General features: G+C 74.2%; 18 protein-coding genes and 1 rRNA gene (1 of these 19 cut by a window edge). 12 read left to right on the top strand and 7 right to left on the bottom strand.

From position 1 onward, the window contains the following. Window positions 1–3: 3 nt before the first annotated feature. The 3 genes from RMN57_RS15820 to RMN57_RS15810 form a co-directional block, all read right to left on the bottom strand. The gene (locus RMN57_RS15820; RefSeq protein ID WP_313764031.1) at window positions 4–1,305 is read right to left on the bottom strand and encodes a coenzyme F420-0:L-glutamate ligase; all 1,302 of its coding nucleotides are present in this window, start codon (window positions 1,303–1,305) and stop codon (window positions 4–6) included. Further along, window positions 1,302–2,261 (bottom strand): 2-phospho-L-lactate transferase, encoded by a 960-nt coding sequence (cofD, locus tag RMN57_RS15815; RefSeq protein WP_313764030.1) that lies wholly within the window; start codon window positions 2,259–2,261, stop codon window positions 1,302–1,304. Before cofD ends, RMN57_RS15820 begins: the two co-directional genes overlap by 4 nt. Before the next feature lie 68 nt (window positions 2,262–2,329). Next, a complete protein-coding gene (locus RMN57_RS15810) occupies window positions 2,330–2,998 on the bottom strand; it encodes a cysteine dioxygenase (protein WP_380237209.1) in 669 nt (222 codons plus the stop codon). A gap of 610 nt (window positions 2,999–3,608) precedes the next feature. Here RMN57_RS15810 and RMN57_RS15805 point away from each other — a divergent pair. The 3 genes from RMN57_RS15805 (at window position 3,609) to RMN57_RS15795 (ending at window position 9,764) form a co-directional block, all read left to right on the top strand. Then, window positions 3,609–3,881 carry a WhiB family transcriptional regulator gene (locus tag RMN57_RS15805; RefSeq protein ID WP_238862849.1) on the top strand — a complete coding sequence of 91 codons (273 nt, stop codon included), beginning with the start codon at window positions 3,609–3,611 and terminating at the stop codon, window positions 3,879–3,881. 249 nt (window positions 3,882–4,130) lie between these two features. Beyond that, complete coding sequence (locus RMN57_RS15800) at window positions 4,131–7,991, top strand: glycosyltransferase (RefSeq protein ID WP_313764029.1); 3,861 nt, start codon at window positions 4,131–4,133, stop codon at window positions 7,989–7,991. Window positions 7,992–7,997: 6 nt separating this feature from the next. Next, entirely contained in the window at window positions 7,998–9,764 is a 1,767-nt protein-coding gene (locus RMN57_RS15795; protein WP_313764028.1) for a DUF5719 family protein, read from the top strand. Between the two features lie 98 nt (window positions 9,765–9,862). On the opposite strand, the gene RMN57_RS15790 is transcribed toward RMN57_RS15795, so the two are convergent. After that, on the bottom strand, window positions 9,863–10,315 hold the full coding sequence (locus RMN57_RS15790; protein WP_313764027.1) for a metallopeptidase family protein: 453 nt from the start codon (window positions 10,313–10,315) through the stop codon (window positions 9,863–9,865). Between the two features lie 162 nt (window positions 10,316–10,477). Here RMN57_RS15790 and RMN57_RS15785 point away from each other — a divergent pair, with 162 nt between their 5' ends. The 6 genes from RMN57_RS15785 to ahcY all read left to right on the top strand — a co-directional run bounded on the left by RMN57_RS15785 (window position 10,478) and on the right by ahcY (window position 16,968). Beyond that, window positions 10,478–10,843 (top strand): DUF3499 domain-containing protein, encoded by a 366-nt coding sequence (locus RMN57_RS15785; RefSeq protein WP_313764026.1) that lies wholly within the window; start codon window positions 10,478–10,480, stop codon window positions 10,841–10,843. Between the two features lie 103 nt (window positions 10,844–10,946). Further along, a complete protein-coding gene (locus tag RMN57_RS15780; protein ID WP_313767838.1) occupies window positions 10,947–12,380 on the top strand; it encodes a phosphomannomutase/phosphoglucomutase in 1,434 nt (477 codons plus the stop codon). A gap of 104 nt (window positions 12,381–12,484) precedes the next feature. Then, window positions 12,485–12,667: a Trm112 family protein gene (locus RMN57_RS15775; RefSeq protein WP_313764025.1), complete on the top strand. Its 183-nt coding sequence runs from the start codon at window positions 12,485–12,487 to the stop codon at window positions 12,665–12,667. 74 nt (window positions 12,668–12,741) lie between these two features. Then, the gene (locus RMN57_RS15770) at window positions 12,742–14,067 is read left to right on the top strand and encodes an SIS domain-containing protein (RefSeq protein WP_313764024.1); all 1,326 of its coding nucleotides are present in this window, start codon (window positions 12,742–12,744) and stop codon (window positions 14,065–14,067) included. 176 nt (window positions 14,068–14,243) lie between these two features. Then, complete coding sequence (locus tag RMN57_RS15765; RefSeq protein WP_313764023.1) at window positions 14,244–15,218, top strand: cation diffusion facilitator family transporter; 975 nt, start codon at window positions 14,244–14,246, stop codon at window positions 15,216–15,218. A 301-nt stretch (window positions 15,219–15,519) separates the two neighbouring features. After that, window positions 15,520–16,968 carry an adenosylhomocysteinase gene (gene ahcY, locus RMN57_RS15760; protein ID WP_313764022.1) on the top strand — a complete coding sequence of 483 codons (1,449 nt, stop codon included), beginning with the start codon at window positions 15,520–15,522 and terminating at the stop codon, window positions 16,966–16,968. Window positions 16,969–17,094: 126 nt separating this feature from the next. Here ahcY and RMN57_RS15755 read toward each other — a convergent pair whose 3' ends face one another. Beyond that, entirely contained in the window at window positions 17,095–18,174 is a 1,080-nt protein-coding gene (locus RMN57_RS15755) for a hypothetical protein (RefSeq protein ID WP_313764021.1), read from the bottom strand. Continuing rightward, window positions 18,171–18,683 (bottom strand): SigE family RNA polymerase sigma factor, encoded by a 513-nt coding sequence (locus tag RMN57_RS15750; protein WP_313764020.1) that lies wholly within the window; start codon window positions 18,681–18,683, stop codon window positions 18,171–18,173. Before RMN57_RS15750 ends, RMN57_RS15755 begins: the two co-directional genes overlap by 4 nt. A 118-nt stretch (window positions 18,684–18,801) precedes the next feature. Between RMN57_RS15750 and RMN57_RS15745 the strand changes: the two genes are divergently transcribed. Further along, window positions 18,802–19,437 (top strand): hypothetical protein, encoded by a 636-nt coding sequence (locus RMN57_RS15745; RefSeq protein WP_313764019.1) that lies wholly within the window; start codon window positions 18,802–18,804, stop codon window positions 19,435–19,437. A gap of 7 nt (window positions 19,438–19,444) precedes the next feature. Here RMN57_RS15745 and RMN57_RS15740 read toward each other — a convergent pair whose 3' ends face one another. Next, window positions 19,445–20,476 (bottom strand): RDD family protein, encoded by a 1,032-nt coding sequence (locus tag RMN57_RS15740; RefSeq protein WP_313764018.1) that lies wholly within the window; start codon window positions 20,474–20,476, stop codon window positions 19,445–19,447. 317 nt (window positions 20,477–20,793) lie between these two features. Here RMN57_RS15740 and RMN57_RS15735 point away from each other — a divergent pair, with 317 nt between their 5' ends. Next, window positions 20,794–21,798, top strand: coding sequence for a stage II sporulation protein M (locus tag RMN57_RS15735; RefSeq protein WP_313764017.1), 1,005 nt, complete (start codon window positions 20,794–20,796; stop codon window positions 21,796–21,798). 567 nt (window positions 21,799–22,365) lie between these two features. Next, a 16S ribosomal RNA gene (locus tag RMN57_RS15730) occupies window positions 22,366–22,534 on the top strand (it continues 1,355 nt past the right edge of the window).

Raw genomic sequence — 22,534 nt, 5'->3', positions numbered from 1 at the left:
CGGCTACCGCACCTCGACGAAGGCGTCCGCGCTGCGCTCGGGGCGCTCGCGGGGCGGTTCGGCCGGACGGCCGACGGCGACGGCGCCCATCGGGTCCCAGGTGGGCGGCAGGTCCAGGGCGGCACGGACGGTGTCGCGGCAGAACATGGTGGAGGAGACCCAGGCCGAGCCGTAGCCCTCACCGGTGAGCGCGACCAGGAAGTTCTCGACGGCGGCGCCGATGGCGACGGTGAACATCTCGCGTTCGGCGGTGGCCCGGCGCGCGTCCGGGTAGTCGTGCGAGCCGTCCATCACCAGACAGGGGACGACCAGGTAGGGCGCGTCGCGCAGCACGTTCCCGCGGGCGGTGCGGCGGGCGATCCGGGCCTCGTCCCAGCCGTCGAGCTCGCGCAGGTCGCGCTGCCAGGCGGCGAGCATGGCGTCCAGCAGCCCGGTCCGGGCCTCGGCCGACTCCAGCAGGACGAACCGCCAGGGCGTGGTGTGGTGCGGGGCCGGCGCGGTGACCGCGGCGGCCACGGCGCGGCGGACGGCGCCCGGGTCGACCGGCTCCGGGGTGAAGGCCCGGATGGTGCGCCGCAGGGTGACGGCCTGCCGCAGCGCCTCGGAGGTGCCGAGCCGGAACATGTCGTCGGCGGCGGGGCGTACCAGCGGCCGGGCGCCGGCGCCGTCCTCGGCCGTGACCAGGTGGCCGAGGCCGCGGACCACGGCGACCGGGGTGCCGGTGGCCTTGCCCTTCACCAGGTCGGCGGCGGCGGCCAGCTCGTCGGCGGTGGCGGTGACGGTGAGGGCCAGCTCGTTGCCGTGGGCGTCGCGGCGGCCCCGGTGGTCCTCCAGCACGTCCAGCCCGGCGGCGCCGATGGCGACGTCGGTGAGCCCGTTGCGCCACGGCCGGCCGAAGGTGTCGGTGACCACGACGGCCAGCCGGCGCCCGGTCAGCCGCTGGAGTCCGGCGCGCAGCGCACGGGCCGAGGCGTCCGGGTCCTCGGGCAGCAGCAGGACGGTGCCGGGGGCGGTGTTGGAGGCGTCCACCCCGGCGGCCGCCATGACGAAGCCGCCGCGGTTCTCGACGATCCGGACCGGGCCGCGGCGGGCCACCACCCGGACGGTCTCGGCGTCGATCGCGGCCTCCCGGTCGGCGGCGTGCAGCAGCCGCCCCTCCGCCTTGGAGACGATCTTCGAGGTGACCAGCAGGATGTCGCCGTCCTCGTAGCCGCCGGCCTTGGCGATCAGCTCGGCGAGGTCGGCGCCGGCGTCGACCTCCGGCAGTCCCCCGACCGGGAGGACCTGCAGGGCGGCCGGGCTCACGCCCGTACCTGCTCGGCGAGGGCGAGCGCGGCCCGGGCCATCTCGGCGGTGGCGGCGACGTCGGTCATCAGCAGCGGGACGGCCCGGCAGGCGATCCCGCCGGCCTCCACCGCGGCGACCGCCGCCTCGTCCGCGGTGTCCACCAGCCAGCCGTCCAGAAGCCCGGAGCCGTAGTTCAGCGCGACCGCCGCCGCGGTGGCCTCGACGCCGACGGCGGCCAGGACCTTGTCGGCCATGCCGCGCACCGGCGCCCCGCCGATGATCGGGGAGAGGCCGACCACGGGGGCGGGGGCCGCGGCGAGCGCGGCCCGGATGCCGGGCACGGCGAGGATGGTGCCGATCGAGACGACGGGGTTGGACGGCGGGAGGAGGATCACGTCGGCGGCGGCGACGGCCTCCAGCACGCCGGGCGCCGGCTTGGCGGTGTCCGCGCCGACCGGGATGATCGCCTCGGCGTCGACGGCCGCGTGCAGCCGGACCCAGTACTCCTGGAAGTGGACCGCCCGGGTGCCGTTCTCGTCCGTGATCCGCACGTGCGTCTCGACCCGGTCGTCACTCATCGGCAGCAGCCGCACGCCCGGCTTCCAGCGGACGCAGAGCGCCTCGGTGACCTGGCTGAGGGTGTACCCGGCGGTGAGCATCTGGCTGCGGACGAGGTGGGTGGCGAAGTCGCGGTCGCCGAGGCCGAACCACTCCGGCCCGACGCCGTACTCCTTCATCTCGGCCTTGATCGACCAGGTCTCGTCGGCCCGGCCCCAGCCCTGCTCCTCGTGGATGCCGCCGCCGAGGGTGTACATGAGGGTGTCGAGGTCGGGGCAGACCTTCAGCCCGTAGAGGTGGATGTCGTCACCGGTGTTGCCGATGACGGTGATCTCGTCCTCCGGACCGATGGCCTCCCGGAGTCCGCGCAGGAAACGCGCTCCGCCGATCCCGCCTGCCAGTGCCACGATGCGCATGCGCCCATCCTGCCACGCAGCGACGGGTCGTCAGCCCGACCGTCGACCGACCGCGCCGGGGCCCGTGCTCAGTGGGCCTCGGCCTGCTCGGGGGCGTGCTCCGGGGCGTGCCCGGGGTGCTGCTCGGGGTGCTGCTCGGGGACGGCCGGGGCGCCGTACTGGTTCATCTCGGTCAGGCCCGGCGTGTAGAGGTGGATGGAGACCGCGGGCTCCAGCGCACCGTTGACCACCTCGTGCAGGTAGCCGGAGGAGAACACCCTCTGCCCACCGGGGCGCAGGGTGCGTACGCCCTCACCCGTCGCGGTGAGCGAGCGCTCGACCAGCTCGCCCTGGACGACCGTCATCACGCCGGAGGAGGCGCCGTGGTCGTGGAAGCCGCTGCTCTGGCCGGGCAGCCAGCTGAGCAGCCAGACCTCGTAGCCGGGGCCGGTCTCCAGCCGGGCGTACCAGCGGGTGAGGGCGTCGTAGCGGACCAGCGGCTCCCAGCGTGCCCGGTCGGCGGCGATCTCGCGGACCAGCCGGGCGTAGCCGGCGACGGTGGTGGGGTGGCCGGGCAGGTCGGTGCGGGCCAGGTGGGGGAAGGCGAGCGGGTCGCCGGCGATGGAGACGTCGCTCAGGCCGTCGGCCCAGGGCAGGGCGGTGCGGGCGGCAGCGGCGGGCGGGGTGGTGGGCGCGAGGCCGCGACGGGCGGGCTTGTTGCGGTCGCGGTTGCGCTTGCGGATGCGGGTCGTTCGCACGGGAGTCGTCCTCGGATCTACGGCTGGTTCGTCGGGGATCAGCCGGATCCGGGATGTCCTGGGGCGGGAATCGCGGGCGGCCTCTGTGCTTCCTGGGCGGCGCGCGGTGGGACGCGGGCGCCTAGATACAGCAGGAACAGAGGCGACAACAAGAGTTCACGGCACGGCGGAGCGCGGAACCGCTCCGGGGGCTGGCGAACTCTGACATGGGGGAAAGGAGACCGCACCCGAGGGGCCGGTGTCAACTCCGGAGTCGGGGCAATCGGGCCTTATGGGGCATGAACCACACGATGGGGTGATAAATCACCCTCTATGTTTCGATGAGAAGATCGCCGGGAAGGCAGGCCGATGACCGGCCTGTGACGGTGACTGCACGTCACTCGGCGGGTGGTTGCGGATGGTTCGAAGCGATCCGGTCAGAAAGTCCGATCTGTCCGGATATGTACACTATTCGTAACGGCTTGGTGCCGGGGAGTGAATCCTCACCCCAATACCAGAGCTCGGCTTGACTGGGCCAGAGTGACGCAACTGTAATTTCACTCGTGTCGTCCGCCGCACGAGGCAACGGCAACCACGGGGACGCCAAATAGGGGCAGAGGAGGCGCGCCACATGAGCGAGCTCTTTGAGCTGTTGATCGGTGACGGCATCGAGGAGGACGAAGAGGAACTCGGTTGGCAGGAGCGCGCGCTGTGCGCCCAGACCGACCCCGAGTCCTTCTTCCCGGAGAAGGGCGGCTCCACCCGCGAGGCCAAGAAGGTCTGCCTCGCCTGTGAGGTCCGCTCCGAGTGCCTGGAGTACGCCCTCGCCAACGACGAGCGGTTCGGCATCTGGGGCGGCCTCTCCGAGCGCGAGCGCCGTCGGCTCAAGAAGAGCGCGGTCTGACCGGGTCGGCCCCTGACCCGACTGACCCTGCCGACCCTTCGACAACCGCAGAGCAGTTACGGGCGCCTCACCGCGGTGGTGGGGCGCTTTCGTGTTCCCCGGGCCCGGGCCGGCCCGCCCCGGGAGCCCGCGTCCACAGCCTCTCCACGGCACCGCGGACGAAGGCGCCATCCGGAGCCGTTAGTGTGGTGCGCCATCCGGTTGCCGTTCACCGGCTGTGTCCACCGAGAACTGGGGCCCGCGCACGCGATGACCGTCTACAGCCACCAGAGCGGCTTCACCGCTGCCAGGCCGCCCGCCTACCCGCGTCACCTGGTCACCGCCGTGATCGTCTCGCACGACGGGGCCCGCTGGCTGCCGCAGGCCCTGGCCGGCCTGCTCGGCCAGGACCGCCAGGTCCAGCGGGTGCTCGCCGTCGACACCGGCTCCACCGACAACTCCCCGCAGCTGCTCGCCGACACCCTCGCCGACTGGCTGCCCGAGAGCGGTCCGACCGTCCTGAGCCGCCGGGCCGGCTTCGGCACCGCCGTCGCCGAGGCCGTCTTCAACAGCCCGCCGCTGCGCCCGGAGGACCTCTCCTACCGGCTCGACCCCTCCGGGTACGACCCGGTCACCGGCGGCTGGGACGACTTCGGCGACCCGCTCGGCCACGAGGACGACCTCGGCCGTGGCGGCCCCCGCGAGACCCAGCCCGTCGAATGGCTCTGGCTGCTCCACGACGACTGCGAGCCGCAGACCGACGCCCTGCGCCGCCTCCTCCAGGTCGCCGACTCCACCCCCAGCGCCGCCGTGGTCGGCCCCAAGCTGCGCAGCTGGTACGACCGCCGCCAGCTGCTGGAGGTCGGCGTCACCATCGCCCGCTCCGGCCGCCGCTGGACCGGCCTCGACCGCCGCGAGCAGGACCAGGGCCAGCACGACCAGGTCCGCCCGGTGCTCGCCGTCTCCACCGCCGGCATGCTGGTGCGCCGCGACGTCTTCGAGGAGCTCGGCGGCTTCGACCGGGCGCTGCCGCTGATGCGCGACGACGCCGACTTCTGCTGGCGGGTCAACGCCGCCGGCCACCGCGTGGTGATCGCCCCCGACGCCGTGCTGCGGCACGCCGAGGCGGCCAGCCGCGAACGCCGCGCCATCGACTGCGCCGCCTCCCACCCGCACCGGGTGGACAAGGCCGGCGCCGTCTACACCCTGCTCGCCAACTCCAAGGGCGTGCTCTTCCCCTACGTCCTGCTCCGGCTGGTGCTCGGCACCCTGCTGCGGGTCGTCACCAACCTGCTCGGCAAGGACCCGAAGCAGGCCTTCGACGAGCTCGCCGGCCTCGGCCACGAGCTGGTCCGGCTGCCCCGGCTGCTGGCCGCCCGCAAACGCCGCTCCCGGACCAGGGCCGCCGACGCGCTGGACGACCGCACGCTCTTCCCGGCGCCCGGCGCCACCGCCCGGCTCGCCGTCGAGGGCGTCATCAGCTCGCTCGGCATAGGAGGCAGCGACGACGCCGGCGCCGGACGGCACGGCTCGGTCGAGGCCGGACCGGGCGACGAGGACGCCGAGGACCTGGTCGTCGAGCAGTTCGCGCTGATCAAGAAGCTGGCCCGGCGCCCGGCCCCGGTGCTGTTCGCCGCCCTGCTGGCCTTCGCCCTGGTCGCCTGCCGGAGCCTGCTCGGCGGCGGCGACCTCTTCGGCGGCGCGCTGCTGCCCGCCACCGGCGGCGCCGGCGGCCTCTGGTCGATGTACGCGGACGCCTGGCACCCCGTCGGCACCGGCTCCACCGCCGCCGCCCCGCCGTACCTCGGCGTGCTGGCGGTGCTCTCCTGGATGCTGTTCGACCACGCCGACCTCGCGGTCACCCTGCTGGTCGTCCTCTCGGTGCCGCTCGCCGCCGTCAGCGCCTACCTGGTCTCCCGGCCGCTGCTCGACTCCAAGCTGGTCCGCGCCTGGGCCGCCGCCGCGTACGCGCTGCTGCCCGCCGCCACCGGCGCGCTCGCCCAGGGCCGGATCGGCACCGCCGTCCTCGCCGTGCTGCTGCCGCCGCTTGCCCGCGCCGCCGCGATCACGGCCGGCCTCGGCATCCGCGCCGAGAGCGCCGCCAAGGGCGCCCGGCCCGGCTGGCGCCCGGTCTGGATGACCGTCCTGCTGCTCACCCTGGCCACCGCCTTCGTCCCGCTGGCCTGGGCGCTGGCCGTGCCGCTCTGCCTGGCCGCGCTCGCCGCCGCAGTGGTGCGCGGCGGGGCCTTCGGCTCCGGCGGGGCCGCGCTGCGCCTGCTCGGGCTGCGCGTCCTGGTGATCCTCGCCGTCCCGGTGCTGGTGCTCGCGCCCTGGTCGCTGCAGGTGCTGACGCACCCCCAGCGGCTGCTGATGGAGGCCGGCCTGCCCGGGCTGCACGGCGGCGGCGCCAGCGCGCTCGGCCTGGTCCTCGTCAACCCCGGCGGCGCCGGCGTGCCGCCGGTCTGGCTCTCGGCGGGCGTCGTGCTCGCCGCGCTGGCCGCCCTGCTGCGCGCCGACCGCCGCCGCGCGGTGCTGGCGGCCTGGGGCGCGGCCGGTGCCGGCCTGGTGTTCACGGTCGTGGTGGCCGGCCTCTCGGTGACCCCCGCCTCCGGTGGCCCGGCCGTGCCCGCGTGGTCCGGCCCGGCCTCCCTGCTGGCCGGCGTCGCCCTGCTGGCCGCCGCCGCGATCGGCGCCGACGGCGCCAACGCCCGCGTGGCCGGCATCGCCTTCGGCTGGCGCCAGCCGGTCGCCGCGCTGGTGGTGGCCGCCGCCGTGCTGGCCCCGATCGGCACCGGCGTCTGGTGGGCCGTCACCGGCGCCGACGGCCCGCTGCACCGGGGCGGCTCCGCCCAGGTGCCCGCCTTCATCGCGGAGGAGGCCGGCACCACCGACCGCTCCCGCACCCTGGCCGTCACCGGCGACCCCAAGGGCGGCTCGGTCCGCTACACGCTGGTGCGCGGTGCCGGGCTGACGCTCGGCCAGGCCGAGTCCACCGTGGACCCGGCCACCGGCACCACCGAGGGCCTGAACAAGGTCGTCGGCAGCCTGCTGGCCGGCTCCGGTGCCGACCAGGCCGGCGCCCTGGCCGGCTACGGCATCGCCTACGTGCTGGTGGACCAGCCGGCGATCGCCGCCTTCAAGGACGTCCTGGACACCACCCCCGGCCTGGTCAAGGCCAACCAGGACGGCGGCGCCGCGCTCTGGCAGGTCACCGGTACCCCGGCGACCCGCGCCATGGTCACCGCCCCCGGCGCCACCCCCGTGGTGGTCCCGGCCGGCGAGCGCGACATCGACACCGCCGTCCCGGCCGGCCCCGACGGCCGGGTGCTGCGCCTCGCCGAGGTCGCCGCCCCCGAGTGGAAGGCCACCCTGGACGGCACCGCGCTGGAGTCGGTCACCGTCGACGGCTGGGCACAGGGCTTCAAGCTCCCCGCCGGGGCCGGCCGCCTGGTCGTCACCCGGGAGGGCGGCCTGGCGCACACCGGCTGGATCTGGGCCCAGGTGCTGCTCGGCCTCACCGTCCTGGTGCTGGCCCTGCCCGGCCGCCGCAGCCACAAGGACGACGACCTGCCGGAGGAGGTGGTCGCCGCCGCCGCGCTGGCCGCCGCCGCCCAGGCGCAGGCGCCCGCCCCGGGAAGCCGCCGGGCCCGCCGGATGGCCGAGCGCGAGGGCGGCGAGCCCGGCGACGGCGAGGGCGGCGTGTACGACGGCGCTCCGGGCGCCGTCCCCCCGCAGCCCGCCGGCGCGCCGCCGGTCGAGCCGGTCCGCGCGGCCGCGGCCGCCCAGGAGGCCGAGCCGTACGCCGACCCCTACCAGGCCTACCAGCAGGGCGACCCGTACAGCTACGAGTACGACCCCTACGCCCAGCAGCCGGCCGCCGCGCCGTACGGCGGAGGCCAGGGCTACGACACCACCGGGGGCTACCAGCCGGAGGGCTACCCGCAGGGCGGGCAGCCGGGCTACGAGCAGTACCCGCAGGACCCGCAGTACGGCTACACCCCCTACCAGCAGGACGGGGCGCAGCCGTGGGTGCCGGGGCAGCCGCAGGGCGAGCCCTACTACGACCCCAACGACCCGGACGACACCAACGGGCCGGGCCGGTACCCGCACCACCACGGATCGGGGAGCTGACCCGCGATGAAGAAGCCCGCGTTCAAGAAGCGGTCGAAGGCCGCCGACGAGCCCCTGGGCCCGGCCGACGACGCCTTCGGCGGCGCCGACGGGGCGGACGGCCCCGGGGCGTACGGGAGCACCGGCGCCGCGGACCCCGGTTCCCGGGGCGGCTCCTTCGGGGGCGGCACCGGGAGCGGCTCCGGGGGGACGAGGACCACCCAGTCGCTGCTGGCCGCAGCCGCCGTGCTCGCCGTGGTGTTCGGCATCGCCGAGCTGCGCCCGCCGGCCTCCCCGGCCGGCGCCGACCAGGGCGCCGCAACCTCGGCGCAGGTCGAGCGGACGGCCGTGGTCTGCCCGCAGCCGCTCCAGAGCCTCACCGGCTCCACCAGCCTCACCGCGTACACCCCGCCCGGCGGCGCCGCCGGCGAGGGCGCGGCGGCCGGGGCGGGCTGGATCTCCGACGCGGCCGCCCCGGCCACCCCGCCGACCACCGCGCCCTCGGCCGCGCCGTCCGCCGCACCGTCGGCGGCACCCGCGCCGACCGCCACCGGCAAGCCCGCCGCGGACAAGGGCGGCGCGCCCGCCGACGCCCGGCTGACCCTGGCCAAGCCCGGCACCCCGGTGGTCGCCCCCGCCGCCAACGGCGACACCGCCCCCGGCACCGGGGCCGTCGCCACCGGCGCGTTCGCACCCGGCTTCACCGTCACCCAGACCACCACCGTCACCGAACAGCGCGGCCTGGGACTCTCCGGCATCACCTGTACCCCGGCCGGCACCAGCTTCTGGTTCGCCGGCGCCAGCACCGCCGAGAACCGCACCGACTACGTCAGCCTCGTCAACACCGAGGCGACCGCCGCCGTCGTCGACGTCAAGCTGTACGGCGACAAGGGCCTGATCGAGAACGACGCCGCCAACGGCATCACCGTCGCCCCCGGCAGCTCGCAGTCCATCCTGCTGCCGACCATCAGCAAGGGCCAGGTCGCCGACCTCGCCGTGCACGTGGTCGCCCGCAGCGGCCGGGTCGGCGCGGCCCTGCACGCCGCCGACGGCAACAAGGGCGCCGACTGGGTGCCCGCCTCCGCCGATCCCGCGCCCACCCAGGTGATGCCCGGCCTGCCCGCCGACACCGCCGGTGCCCACCTGGTGGTCTGGGCGCCGCCGGAGGACGACGCCGACCTGAAGATCCAGCTCTCCGGCAAGAACGGCTGGTTCACCCCGGCCGGCAACGAGTCGATCCACGTCAAGGCCGGCATGGTGGCCTCGGTGGACCTCGGCAAGGTCACCCGCGAGGAGGTGGCCGGCCTGCGGCTCTCGCCCACCGACGACAAGCACCCCACCCCGGTCGTGGCCGGTCTGCGGGTCGACCGCGCCGCCCAGAACGGCAAGTCGGACGCCGCCTGGCTCTCCGGCACCGTCCCGGTCGGCGCCCGGGCCACCGTGGCCGACAACCGCGGCGGCGGCGCGTCGACGCTCTTCCTGACCTCCACCGGCGAGGCCGCCACCGTCCGGGTCACCGCCTCGGCGGGCAGCGGCGGCGGCACCCCCGCCACCAAGGAGGTCCAGCTGCCGGCCGGCGGGACGGTCGCCCTCCCGGCGCCCGAGCCGGCCGGCCTGAAGGACACCTTCGCGCTCACCGTGGAGACCGTCTCCGGCGGCCCGGTCGCGGCCGCCCGGATGCTCGCGATCACCACCAAGGACGTCCCGATGTTCACCGTCCAGGCGCTGCGCGACGACCGCAGCACCGTCAAGGTGCCGCAGGCCGCCCAGGATCCGGGCATCGTCCTGCGCTGACCGTGCGCACCGACGCCGAGGGGCGGCACCCGGGTCACCGGGCGCCGCCCCTCGGGCGTACGGGCGGGCGCACCGCCCGTGCCGCGTCGGTCCGCGGGTCAGTCCTCGTCGTAGCGGGGGTCGATGGCGTCCGGCGACAGCCCCAGCAGCTCCGCCACCTGCTCGATCAGGATCTCGTGCACCAGCGCCGCGCGGTCCTCGCGCGACTTCGCCCGGATCTCCACCGGCCGCCGGTACACCACGATCTGGCTCTTCCGCCCCTGACGCCCCGGCGACACCCGGCCCAGCGGCACGCCGCCGTCCGCGTCCGGGCCGTCCGCCTCGTGCAGCGGCACCTCCTGGACGGCGAACTCCACCTCGATCAGCTGCGGCCAGCGCCGCTCCAGGCGTTCCACCGACTCGCGCACGTAGTCGTCGAACAACTCGGAGCGGGTGAGCGAGATCGGCACCTGCGGAGGCGCCAGGGGGCCGCGCAGACCCCTGCCGTGCCGGTCGCGGTGCCGGGGGCGGCGCGAAGGTCCCGTCGATGACTGCGGTGCAGAGCTGTCCATATCACTGCCGAGGGTAGTCCTTGGACGGTCGGAAGTGGACCACTCCGGAGGGGAAACGCCCGGGGCGGAGGGCGCACGGACGGCGCGCGGAGCGCGACACGGCACACCCTCCGGACAGGCGGTCTTCGCTCCCCGGCGAGGAGTGCTGTACCGTCCACCCTCGTGAGCTCTGTACGTCGTTGTTCGCGGACCGCGTGCGGCCGGCCGGCCGTCGCAACGCTGACGTACGTCTACGCGGACTCCACCGCCGTCCTCGGCCCGCTCGCGACCTACGCCGAGCCGCACTGCTACGACCTCTGCGCCGAGCACGCCGAGCGCCTCACCGCCCCGCGCGGCTGGGAGGTGGTCCGGCTCGCCGCCGAGGCCGGCCCGCTGCGCCGCAGCAGCGACGACCTCGAAGCGCTCGCCAACGCCGTTCGCGAGGCCGCGCGCCCGCAGACCCCCCGTCAGGGCCGGTCCCCCGAGGGTGAGTCCACCGAGTCGGGCCGCCGCGGGCACCTGCGGGTGCTGCGCTCGCCCGACAACTGACCCGGCCCCAGCGCCCCGCCCCGGACCGGCCGTTTCCCGCCGGCCGGTACGCTGCCCCCCTGTCCGGGTGCCGAGCGGCGCCGTCCGCGGACGTATCGTGACCATGGGCGACCAGCCCGCCGATCAGACAGAGAACCAGGGTGGAGCCGCAGTGCGCGACCTCAAGCAGCTCGTGAAGGCGTACGACGTTCGAGGCGTGGTCCCGGACCAGTGGGACGAGAGCCTCGCGCGCGCCTTCGGCGCCGCGTTCACGCAGGTCACCGGAGCGACCGCGATCGTGGTCGGCCACGACATGCGGCCCTCCTCCCCGTCGCTCAGCCGGGCCTTCGCCGAGGGCGCGGCCGCCTACGGCGCCGACGTGGTCGAGATCGGCCTCTGCTCGACCGACCAGCTCTACTACGCCAGCGGCAAGCTGGACCTGCCCGGCGCGATGTTCACCGCCAGCCACAACCCGGCCCAGTACAACGGCATCAAGCTCTGCCGGGCCGGCGCCGCCCCGGTCGGCCAGGACACCGGCCTGTCCGAGATCCGCGAGCTGGTCGAGTCCTGGACCGCCGAGGACGACACCGTCACCGTCCCGGCCAAGGACGTGAAGCCCGGCGCCCTCTCCACCGAGGAGACCCTGCGCGGCTACGCCGACCACCTGCTCGGCCTGGTCGACCTCACCGCGATCCGCCCGCTCAAGGTCGCCGTCGACGCCGGCAACGGCATGGGCGGCCACACGGTGCCCACCGTCTTCGACGGCCTGCCGATCGACCTCGTCCCGATGTACTTCGAGCTGGACGGCACCTTCCCCAACCACGAGGCCAACCCGCTCGACCCGAAGAACCTGGTCGACCTGCAGGCCAAGGTCCGCGAGGTCGGCGCCGACATCGGCCTCGCCTTCGACGGCGACGCCGACCGCTGCTTCGTCGTGGACGAGCGCGGCGAGCCGGTCTCCCCGTCCGCGATCACCGCCCTGGTCGCGGCCCGCGAGATCGCCCGCGCCAAGGCCGCCGGCGAGGCCGAGCCGACCATCATCCACAACCTGATCACCTCCTGGACCGTCCCCGAGGTGGTCCGCGAGCTCGGCGGCACCCCGGTCCGCACCCGGGTCGGCCACTCCTTCATCAAGCAGGAGATGGCCGAGACCGACGCCGTCTTCGGCGGCGAGCACTCCGCGCACTACTACTTCCGCGACTTCTGGCGCGCCGACACCGGCATGCTCGCCGCGCTGCACGTGCTGGCCGCGCTCGGCGGGCAGGAGGGCACCCTCTCCGCGCTCACCGCCGAGTACGACCGCTACGCCGCCTCCGGCGAGATCAACAGCACCGTCGCCGACCAGGCCGACCGCTCCGCCGCCGTCCGCGCCGCCTACGCCGGCCTGGAGGGCACCACGGTGGACGAGCTGGACGGCCTCACCGTGGCCGGGCCGGACTGGTGGTTCAACCTGCGGGCCTCCAACACCGAGCCGCTGCTGCGCCTCAACGTCGAGGCCAAGGACCCGGCGAAGATGGCCGAGCTGCGCGACGGCGTCCTCGCCCTCGTCCGCGCCTGACGCACGCCCCCTGTGCCCCGGCCGGTAGGGTTTCCTCTCGGCCGGGGCACCGCCGTGCCACCCCTCCGACACCTCCGCCATCCGAGACTGGGAGCCCGAACGCCATGAAGCTCGAATCCTTCCTGCTGGAGATCCTGGTCTGCCCGCAGTGCCGGGCCGCGCTCACCGAGGGCGGTACCGAGGACCACCCCGAGCTGGTCTGCACCGGCTCGGACTGCGGCCTGGCGTACCCCGTCCGCGACGGCATTCCGGTGCTGCTGGTGGACGAGGCCCGCCGCCCGGCCTGATCCTGGGGGCGGGACAACCTGCGCCCCCACCCCGCAGCCCCTCAGCGCCCAGCCAGCAGCCGGAGGCCCGCCGCATGCTCGACGACACCCTGCTCGACGACCCGGCCGCCCTCCTGCGCGCCGACCGCGACCGCGCCCTGCTCGCCCTGGCCGGCGCAGGTGCGCGGGTCCGCACCGCGCTGCGCCTGGCCGGCGCGGCCGGTGTCGACGAGCTGCGCCCCGACGGCCGCCCGCGCGCCGTCCTGGTCGCCGGCCACGGCAGCGCCCTGACCGCGGGTGAGGTGCTCGCCGCGCTGGCCGGCACCGCCAGCCTGGTCACCACGCTGCCCCCGGGCGACGCCGAACCCGTCCCGCGCGCCGACCGGAGCGCCGCACCGGCCGCCTTCACGGCCGGCCTGGCCTGGCAGCTCCCCGGCTGGGCCGGACCGCTCGACCTGTTGGTGATCAGCTCCGCCGACGGCGGCGAGCGGGGCCTGATCGCCCTCGCCGAGCAGGCGTACGCGCGCGGCTGCGCCCTGGTGGTCACCGCCCCGGCCGGCAGTCCGCTGGCCGAGGCCGCCCTCCAGGTGCGGGCGCTCCCGCTCCCGTACGTGCCGGCGAACCTGCCCGAGGACGGCGGGCCCCCGGCCGGACCGGGCACCGAGCCCGACCTGCCGGCCGAGGACCCGGCGGCGCTCTGGGCCCACCTCACCCCGCTGCTGGCGCTCGCCCAGAAGCTCGGCGTCACCCAGCTCCGGTACGACGCCCTGGACGCCGCCGCGGACCTGCTGGACGCGACCGCCGTCCGCTGCCGCCCGGACGCCGCCGCGTACACCAACCCGGCCAAGGGCCTGGCCGCCCGGCTGGCCGGCACCGTCCCGCTGCTCTGGGCCGAGGGCCCGGTGGCCGGGGCGGCCGCCGTCCGGTTCGCCGCCCAGCTCGCCGACCGGGCCGGCCGTCCGGCGCTGGCCGGGCTGCTGCCGCAGGCGCTCGTCGCGCACCGCGGCATGTTCACCGGGCAGCTGGGCGCCGGCGCCGACCCGGACGACTTCTTCCGGGACCGCGTCGAGGAGCCGGACCCGCTCCACCTGCAGGTGCTGCTGCTGCGGCACGTCCCGGCGGCGAGCGGCGCGAACGGCGCAGGTGGTGCGAACGGCGCAGGTGGTGCGAACGGTACGGGCGGGGCGGCGGGGCGGAGCGACGACGGCGGGGAGGACGCCGGCCCGGCCGAGGTGCCGGCCGACGACGAGGGCCCGCGCAGCTTCGGCGCGAGCCGGGCGCACCGGTTGGCCGCGGCGCACGACGTCCGGCTCACCGAGTACGCCAGCGCCCGCTCCGAGCCGCTGCACGCGCTGACCGACCTCGTCGCGCTGACCGACTTCGCCGCCGTCTACCTCGGGCTCGCGGCGGCGCAGTCCTGATCACGCCCCGGCGGGCCGGGTACCGTATGCGCTCGACAGGACTCGACAGGACTCGGCGGGCTCGCCGGCGACACGGCGACGGGCCGTCGGGTCCTGCCGCAGGTCGACCGAGTTCGACCGAACTCGACCGAGACGAGCGCGGGCTGCACGCCCCCGGCGGAGGGACCCTCCCGAGCATGAGCACCGAAGGCGGTACCAAGGCCCTGGTGGCGGCCCTGTCCGCGAACCTGGGCATCGCGGCCGGCAAGTTCGTGGCCTTCGCGTTCTCCGGGTCCTCCTCGATGCTGGCCGAGGGCGTCCACTCGCTGGCCGACTCCGGCAACCAGGTGCTGCTGCTCGTCGGCGGCAAGCGCTCCCAGCGGCGGGCCACCCCCGAGCACCCCTTCGGGTACGGGCGCGAGCGCTACGTCTACGCCTTCCTGGTCTCGATCGTGCTCTTCAGCGTCGGCGGCATGTTCGCCGTCTACGAGGGCTACGAGAAGATCGTCCACCCGCACGAGCTGGAGAACTGGTACTGGCCGGTCGGCGTGCTGGTCTTCGCGATCCTGCTGGAGGCCTGGTCCTTCTTCACCGCCTTCCGCGAGGCGGTCAAGGACAAGGTCGGGCACGGCTGGCCGGCCTACATCCGCCGGGCCAAGGCGCCGGAGCTGCCGGTCGTCCTGCTGGAGGACACCGGCGCGCTGATCGGCCTGGTGCTGGCGCTGTTCGGGGTCGGCCTGACCGTGATCACCGGTGACGCGGTCTGGGACGGCATCGGCACGGTCTCGATCGGCGTCCTGCTGATCGCCATCGCGCTCGTGCTGGCCGTGGAGACCAAGTCGCTGCTGATCGGCGAGTCCGCCCACCAGGAGGTGGTGGCCGAGATCCGCGACGCGCTGGTCGACCACGACAACGTCACCCGGGTCATCCACATGCGCACCATGCACCTCGGCCCCGAGGAGCTGCTGGTCGCCGCCAAGATCGCGGTCAACGCCGAGGACACCGCCGCCCAGGTGGCGGAGGCCATCGACGCCGCCGAGGTACGGGTGCGCCGGGCCGTGCCGATCGCCCGCGTCATCTACCTGGAGCCGGACATCTACAGCGCCGAGAAGGAGGCCGCGGGCGAGGACCCGTTCGCCACCCCCGGCGGCCCCCCGCCCGGCGCGCACTGAGCCGCGCCCGGCCGAAAACGCCCAACGCGAGGCTGACTCAAGGGCCGCCGGTGTAGATTCGTCCCCAGAGCCAGAACGTCGCTGCTGATGGCGGTCGATCGGCGGCCCGCCCCCCACCGGGGGCGTGCACCGATTGAGGGAGAGAGGTCCTCCGACGGTTTGTGCTGAGCAGCAGGGCACCGGTGCACCGCGTTCCGCTCCGGTAGCCCCGGCGTTGCCGCGCACCCGTGCGGCCGCGCCCTGCCGCGACGCACCCGAGGACCTTTGGCCGTGCCCCACCCCATCCGCGAGGAGCAGACGCATGTCGACCGACATCACCGGTGACTTCAAGGTCGCCGACCTTTCCCTGGCCCCGTTCGGCCGCAAGGAGATCCAGCTCGCCGAGCACGAGATGCCCGGCCTGATGGCGATCCGCGCCGAGTACGCCGAGTCGCAGCCGCTGGCCGGCGCCCGCATCACCGGCTCGCTGCACATGACCGTGCAGACCGCCGTGCTGATCGAGACCCTGACGGCCCTCGGTGCCGAGGTCCGCTGGTGCTCCTGCAACATCTTCTCCACCCAGGACCACGCCGCCGCCGCCATCGCGGTCGGCCCGAACGGCACCCCGGAGAACCCGCAGGGCCTGCCGGTCTTCGCCTGGAAGGGCGAGACCCTGGAGGAGTACTGGTGGTGCACCGAGCAGGCGCTCACCTGGCCGAACGGCCAGACCCCGAACATGATCCTGGACGACGGCGGTGACGCCACCCTGCTGATCCACAAGGGCGTCGAGTTCGAGAAGGCCGGTGCCGCTCCGGACCCGGCCACCGCGGACAACGACGAGTTCCGGATCATCCTGGAGCTGCTCAACCGCACCCTGACCGAGACCCCGAACAAGTGGACCGAGGTCGCCGCCACCATCAAGGGCGTGACCGAGGAGACCACCACCGGTGTCCACCGCCTGTACGAGATGCACCGCGACGGCAAGCTGCTGTTCCCGGCCATCAACGTCAACGACTCGGTCACCAAGTCGAAGTTCGACAACAAGTACGGCTGCCGCCACTCGCTGATCGACGGCATCAACCGCGCCACCGACGTCCTGATCGGCGGCAAGGTCGCGGTCGTCTGCGGCTACGGCGACGTCGGCAAGGGCTGCGCCGAGTCGCTGCGCGGCCAGGGCGCCCGCGTCATCGTCACCGAGATCGACCCGATCTGCGCGCTCCAGGCGGCGATGGACGGCTACCAGGTCGCCACCCTGGACGACGTCGTCGAGACGGCCGACATCTTCATCACCACCACCGGCAACAAGGACATCATCCTGGCCTCCCACATGGCGCGGATGAAGCACCAGGCCATCGTCGGCAACATCGGCCACTTCGACAACGAGATCGACATGGCCGGCCTCGCGAAGCTCCCGGGCGTCGTGAAGACCGAGGTCAAGCCGCAGGTCCACGAGTGGCGCAAGGCCGACGGCCGCACCATCATCGTGCTCTCCGAGGGCCGCCTGCTGAACCTGGGCAACGCGACCGGCCACCCGTCGTTCGTGATGTCCAACTCCTTCGCCAACCAGACGATCGCGCAGATCGAGCTGTTCACGAAGACCGCGCAGTACCCGATCGGCGTCTACGTGCTGCCGAAGCACCTGGACGAGAAGGTCGCCCGCCTGCACCTCGACGCGCTGGGCGTGAAGCTGACCACCCTGACCCAGGAGCAGGCCGACTACATCGGCGTCCCGGTCGAGGGCCCGTACAAGCCGGAGCAGTACCGCTACTGATCCGGACGCGCCGGTCCGGACACCGGTCCGGACGCGCTGATCGAACGCCGGTGGCCGGCACCCCCGCCCGGGGGTGCCGGCCACCGGCGCGTTCGGGCCCGTTCCCGGGCGGGCCGGGCCGTCGGGTCAGTTCAGGACGTCGGTGGTCCAGGTGCTCTCGTCCGCACCCAGCACCTCGGTGCGGGCGAGCAGGCCCTCCAGGCCGCCGATCTGCTCCAACGACGGCGCGATGCCCGCGCCCACGCCCACGCAGACCCGTACCTGCTTCTCCTCCCGACAGGCCGACGGGTTCGGGTCGGTGTAGGGCGAGCCGTCCGTCCCGGTGGGGGAGGGGCTGGGCCCCGGGCCGATCGGCTCGACGCCCACCGAGACGTTCTTGCCCTCGAACTGGAACATCAGCCACAGCTGCCAGGGGAGCTGGGCCTCCGACGAGGGCGGCTTCCAGAGCGACACGTCCGTCGCCTTGAACGCCTCCGGCAGCGGCGCGAACCGCACCGGCAGCGGGACGTTCCACTTCCCGTACTCGGCCCCGGCCGCCACCCGGAGCACGATCTCCTGGGTGACGTCACCCTGCTGGCCACCGTAGGCCCAGAGCTGCGCCCACCGGCCCGACGGCGTCTGCCAGCGCAACCGGAAGTCCGAACCGTGCCCGGGAGAGTGATCGACCACCCAGTGGGCCGGCTGCCCGTTGACGGGCGGCGCCGCGGCCTTCTCCCTGGTCCCGTCGGGGTTCTGTTCGACCTCCGGCTCGGGACCGGCCGGGTAGAGGCTGAGCAGCATGCGCGGTGCCCTCTCGCCCCTGCCGCGGGCCTCGGCGAAGATGCCGTGGTATCCCGTCTCGTAGCCGATGCCGCTGTTGCCGCCGACCCAGTCCGGCAGCCAGCCGAACCGGACCTCGGTGGTGAGCGGGTCCACCCCGGACCGGGTCGGTGTGGCGCTCGGCGACGCGGTCGCGGACACCGTCACGGTCGGTGCGACGGCGGGCGGGGCGGGAGCCGTGCTGCCGGCCGGGGCGAGCAGCAGCGTGCCGCCCACCACCAGGGCGGTCGCGGCGGCCACGGCCCCGATCGCCGTCCGGCGCCGGCGGCGCAGCAGGGCCTGGCCCCGGGCCATCGCCCGGGCTGTGTCGTACCCGGCCGCCGGGGCGGGCTCGTCCGCCAGTGTGACCAACTGCTCGGTCAGGTCGGGGTGCTCGTGTCCGGTCATGGCGTCCTCTCTGCGGCGACGGGGCGGACGGTGAGGGTACGGCGGAGGGTGTCCAGCCCCCGCGCGGTCTGGCTCTTGACGTTGCCCGAGGAGCAGCCCATCGCCGCGGCGGCCTGGTCGACCGTCAGGTCGCAGTAGTAGCGGAGCACCACGGTGGCGCGCTGCCGCGGCGGCAGCGCGGCCAGCGCCTGCCGGAGGTCGAGCGACGCGTCGAGGTCGACGACCACGGCCTCGTCGTCCGGGGCGCTCCGGCTCCGGCTGGTCCGCCGCCACCACGGCGAGCGCTGCTCGGCGAGGAAGGTGTTGACCAGCACCGTGCGGGCGTAGCCGTCCACGTTCTCCACCCGGCCGGCCCTCGCCCAGTTCACGTACAGCTTGGTGATGGTCTCCTGGACCAGGTCGTCGGCCCGATGCCAGTCCCCGCACAGCAGATAGGCGACCTTCCGCAGCCAGCCGCTCCTCGAAGCCACGTACTCGGTGAACTCCGTGTCGCGTGCCTGCTTCGCCATCCCCGCCCCCTTTCCTCCCGAACCAGCGGCGCCGTTGCGCGCCGTCCCCCCTCTAATGCGGCCGCCCGCCCGGACGTTGCATGCCGATCGGCGGAGATCGTCGACGTAGGCTTCGGGCATGCCCAACGGCCGGTACTCGCTCCACGACACCCATGACCACCTGCTGCTCGGCGAGGAGCGCTTCAGCTGCGCGCCCGGCGCGGCCGGCTGGCGGTACGTCTCGAAGACGTACGGGCCGGAGGGACAGGTGCTCGGCACGTGCGACCTGACGCTGGACTCGCGTGCCCGACCGCTGCGGATGGAACTGCGCGCCGGCGGCTGGCAGGTCCGCGGCGGCGCGGTGGACGGCGTCGCCTGGGTGCGCAGCGCCGCGGCCGACCCGGCCGGGGAGGACGCGGCGGAGGGGCACGACCGCGCCCACGGCTTCACCGGCCGCTCGCCCGGCTTCCTGGTCGCCACGGCGCGGCTGCTGCGGCTGCGGGAGGGCGCGAGCGCGCGGGTGCGCCTGGTCGCGTTCACGGAGCCGGTGCTGGCGCCGCGCACCTTCGACCAGGGCTGGCTGCTGGAGGGCGTGGACACCCACGAGACGGACACCGGTCCGCTGCTGGTCGAGCGGTACCAGGTGGCGGACCTGGAGACGGGCGAGCAGCAGGTGGTGCACCTGGCCGGTGACGTGGTGCTGGCCGCGGCCGGGGTGGAGCTGGAGGAGCTGGAGTCCCCGCCGAACGCCTGGCCGGTGGAGTTCGGGGAGTAGCGCGGGCTCAGGCGGGCGGCACGAAGCCGGTGCTGCTGGTCGGCGCAGCGGCCGGGCCGGTGGTCCGGCCGGCGCCCGGCTGGGGGGTGGGTGCGGGCGGCGCGGCGGGGGCCTGCGCGGCGGTGGGCGGGGTCTGCGCCGGGGCCTGGGGGATCTGGGGGATCTGAGGGATCGCCGGCGTCGGGCCGGGCTGCGAGCCGGGTGCGACGGGCGCTTGCAGGACGGGCTGGACCAGGGGGTGGGCCTGGGGGTGGGCCTGGGCCTGCTGGAACGCCTGGCTCTGGGCCCGCGTCCACTCGCGCCGCTGCCGCTCGGTCAGCACCGCGCCGAGGTAAGCCGCCGGGTGCAGCCCGTACGGGACCGGGTGACCGGTGCGGGCGGCCAGGTCGTCGGCGAGCCGGGCCGACATCTGGTGCGCGACCGCCGGGTCCAGCTGGCCCACCCGCCCGAGCAGCTGCCGGATCGCCAGCCAGAGCGGCTCCGGCACGGCGGAGAGGTCCAGGGCGACCAGCTCGCCGCCGATGGCCTGCAGCAGCTGCGGGTGGACCGGCGGCAGGGCCGCCGCGGCACCGCTGCCGCCCGGGACGCGCTCACGGACCACCAGCGTCCCCGCGAAGACGTCGCCCAGCCGCCGGCCGTCCGCCGACACCGCGGAACAGATGGCCGCCGGCACGCCGCTCAGCACGATGATCTCGAAGAAGCCCACCAGGGCACGGACCAGCGCGTGCCGGAACCGCACCGGCCCGCCGTCGGTGCGCACCACGCGCAGGCCGAGGGCCGCCTTCCCGAGCGAGCGCCCGCGGGTGAAGGTCTCGACCATGATGGGCACCGCGACCATGAAGAAGACGGTCAGCCCGATCATGAGGGCGGCGAGGGCGGCCGGGTCGAGGTCGACGAGGGCGACGCTGAGCGTCAGGGTGCACACCAGCAGCGCGGCGAGCTCGACGGTCAGGTCCAGCCCGATCGCCAGGGCACGACTCGGCAGCTTCGCCGTGCGCAGGCCGAGGACGACCGCCTCACCCGTCACCAGGTCGCTCAAGACACCCGTCCGTTCCCGTCGGTGGTTCGTGGCCCGCGGATCGTGGGCCCGCGGCGCGCAGTGCGCAGGTCGCGGTGCGCGGTTCGTGGCGGCGAGCGTTCCGCCGGATCGGCCCCCGCGCCCCCGTCATCGCAGTCGTCAACATACGGGGCCCCGCGGCCACTCGGGAAGGGAGGTCCCGGGCCGAACGACCCAGGTCCGGCCGAACGGACCGGGGAGGTCCCGCCCGCACCACGCACCCCGGTGCCCTGGCATGCTGGGCCCACCTGTCCGCACCCGCCTGCCCGCGCGCCCTGCGCCGACCATGGAGCTGCCGAATGGACCTGGACGTCTTCGTCGCCACCCACCAGGGGGAGTGGGCCCGGCTGGACGCCCTCGCCAGGACCCGCCGGCTCACCGGCGAGGAGGCGGACGAGCTGGTCACCCTCTACCAGCGCGTCACCGGCCACCTCGCCAAGGTCCAGGCCGCCGCCCCCGACCCGACGCTGGAGGGGCGCCTGACCAGCCTGGTCTCCCGGGCCCGGGACGCGGTCACCGGGAGTCGCAGCAGCGGCTGGCGCGACGTCGCCCGCTACTACACGGTGAGCTTCCCGGCCGCGCTCTACCGCGCGCGCCGCTGGTGGCTGTCGGTCGCCCTCGTCTCGCTGTTCGGCACCGCCCTGATCGCCTGGTGGATGGCGAACCACCCAGAGGTCCGCAACAGCCTGGTCACCCCGGAGGCGCTGCACCAGCTCACGATGCCCGGCGGCGAGTTCGAGGCCTACTACTCGGAGCACCCGGCGAGTTCGTTCGCGGCCCAGGTCTGGACGAACAACGCCTGGATCGCGGTGCAGTGCCTGGTCTTCGGCGTCGCACTGGGCATCCCCGTCCTCTACGTGCTCTGGACCAACGTCCTCAACCTCGGTGTCGGCATCGGCCTGATGGCCTCCGCCGGCCGGCTCGACGTCTTCCTCGGCCTGCTCATCCCGCACGGCCTGCTGGAGCTGACCGCCGTCTTCGTGGCGGGCGGACTCGGCCTCCGGCTCGGCTGGACCGTCGTCGACCCCGGCCCGCGCACCCGCGCGACCGCGCTGGCCGAGCAGGGCCGCTCGATCGTCGGTATGGGAATGGGGCTCGCGACCGTCCTGGCCGTCGCCGGTCTCCTCGAAGCCTTCGTGACCCCGTCCGGCCTGCCCACCTGGGCCCGGATCTCGATCGGCGTGCTCGCGGAGGTGGCGTTCCTGCTCTACGCGCTCGTGCTGGGGCGGAAGGCCGCGGCGACCGGCGAGACCGGCGACCTGGACGCGTCCGACCGGGCAGACCTGCAGCCGGTCGCGGCCTGAGCCGATGTGATCAACAGGCTCCTGACCTGCTACTCTTCTCGCATCCCGGCCAAACCATTGACGTGGTGGGGGTGGGCTAGTAGGTTTGAACGGTTGGGACAGGTTGGACAACGACCTGGTCCAGGCGTTAGTGTCTACGACACCGCCGAATCGAGGTGAGTGCGCTTCACGAATGCGCACCCTCCGCGTAAGGCAAATCCCGGAACTGAGCACAACGAAAGCTTTGATAAGCTTCGGAGCGAAGTCGAAGGAAATCCCTCCAGCGGGAATTCAGAGAAACAAGCGCCGGTAAGAACGGCCGCGAGGATCTGATAAGCTGGAAACACGAAAGAACGAAGCGCCCGGAGGGCCGGTGTGAAAGCCGCCTGAAGGAAGTGTCCGTTCCTTGAGAACTCAACAGCGTGCCAAAAGTCAACGCCAGATATGTTGACATCCCCGGCCTCAGATTCTCTGGGGTTGGAGATTCCTTTTGAAATAACACAGCGAGGACGCAGTGCGCGGGACCGCCCTATTCCGGTGGTTGCCGTGCCGCTCAACGCGAGTGTGCCGCCCGATTACGGGCAAGCATTCACGGAGAGTTTGATCCTGGCTCAGGACGAACGCTGGCGGCGTGCTTAACACATGCAAGTCGAACGGTGAAGCCCTTCGGGGTGGATCAGTGGCGAACGGGTGAGTAACACGTGGGCAATCTGCCCTGCACTCTGGGACAAGCCCTGGAAACGGGGTCTAATACCGG

This window comes from Kitasatospora sp. CM 4170 (assembly GCF_032110285.1).
In the GTDB taxonomy this organism is placed as follows: domain Bacteria; phylum Actinomycetota; class Actinomycetes; order Streptomycetales; family Streptomycetaceae; genus Kitasatospora; species Kitasatospora aburaviensis.
Note: the sequence above shows the minus strand (reverse complement) of the source record. Positions and strands in the feature narration are given on the sequence as shown.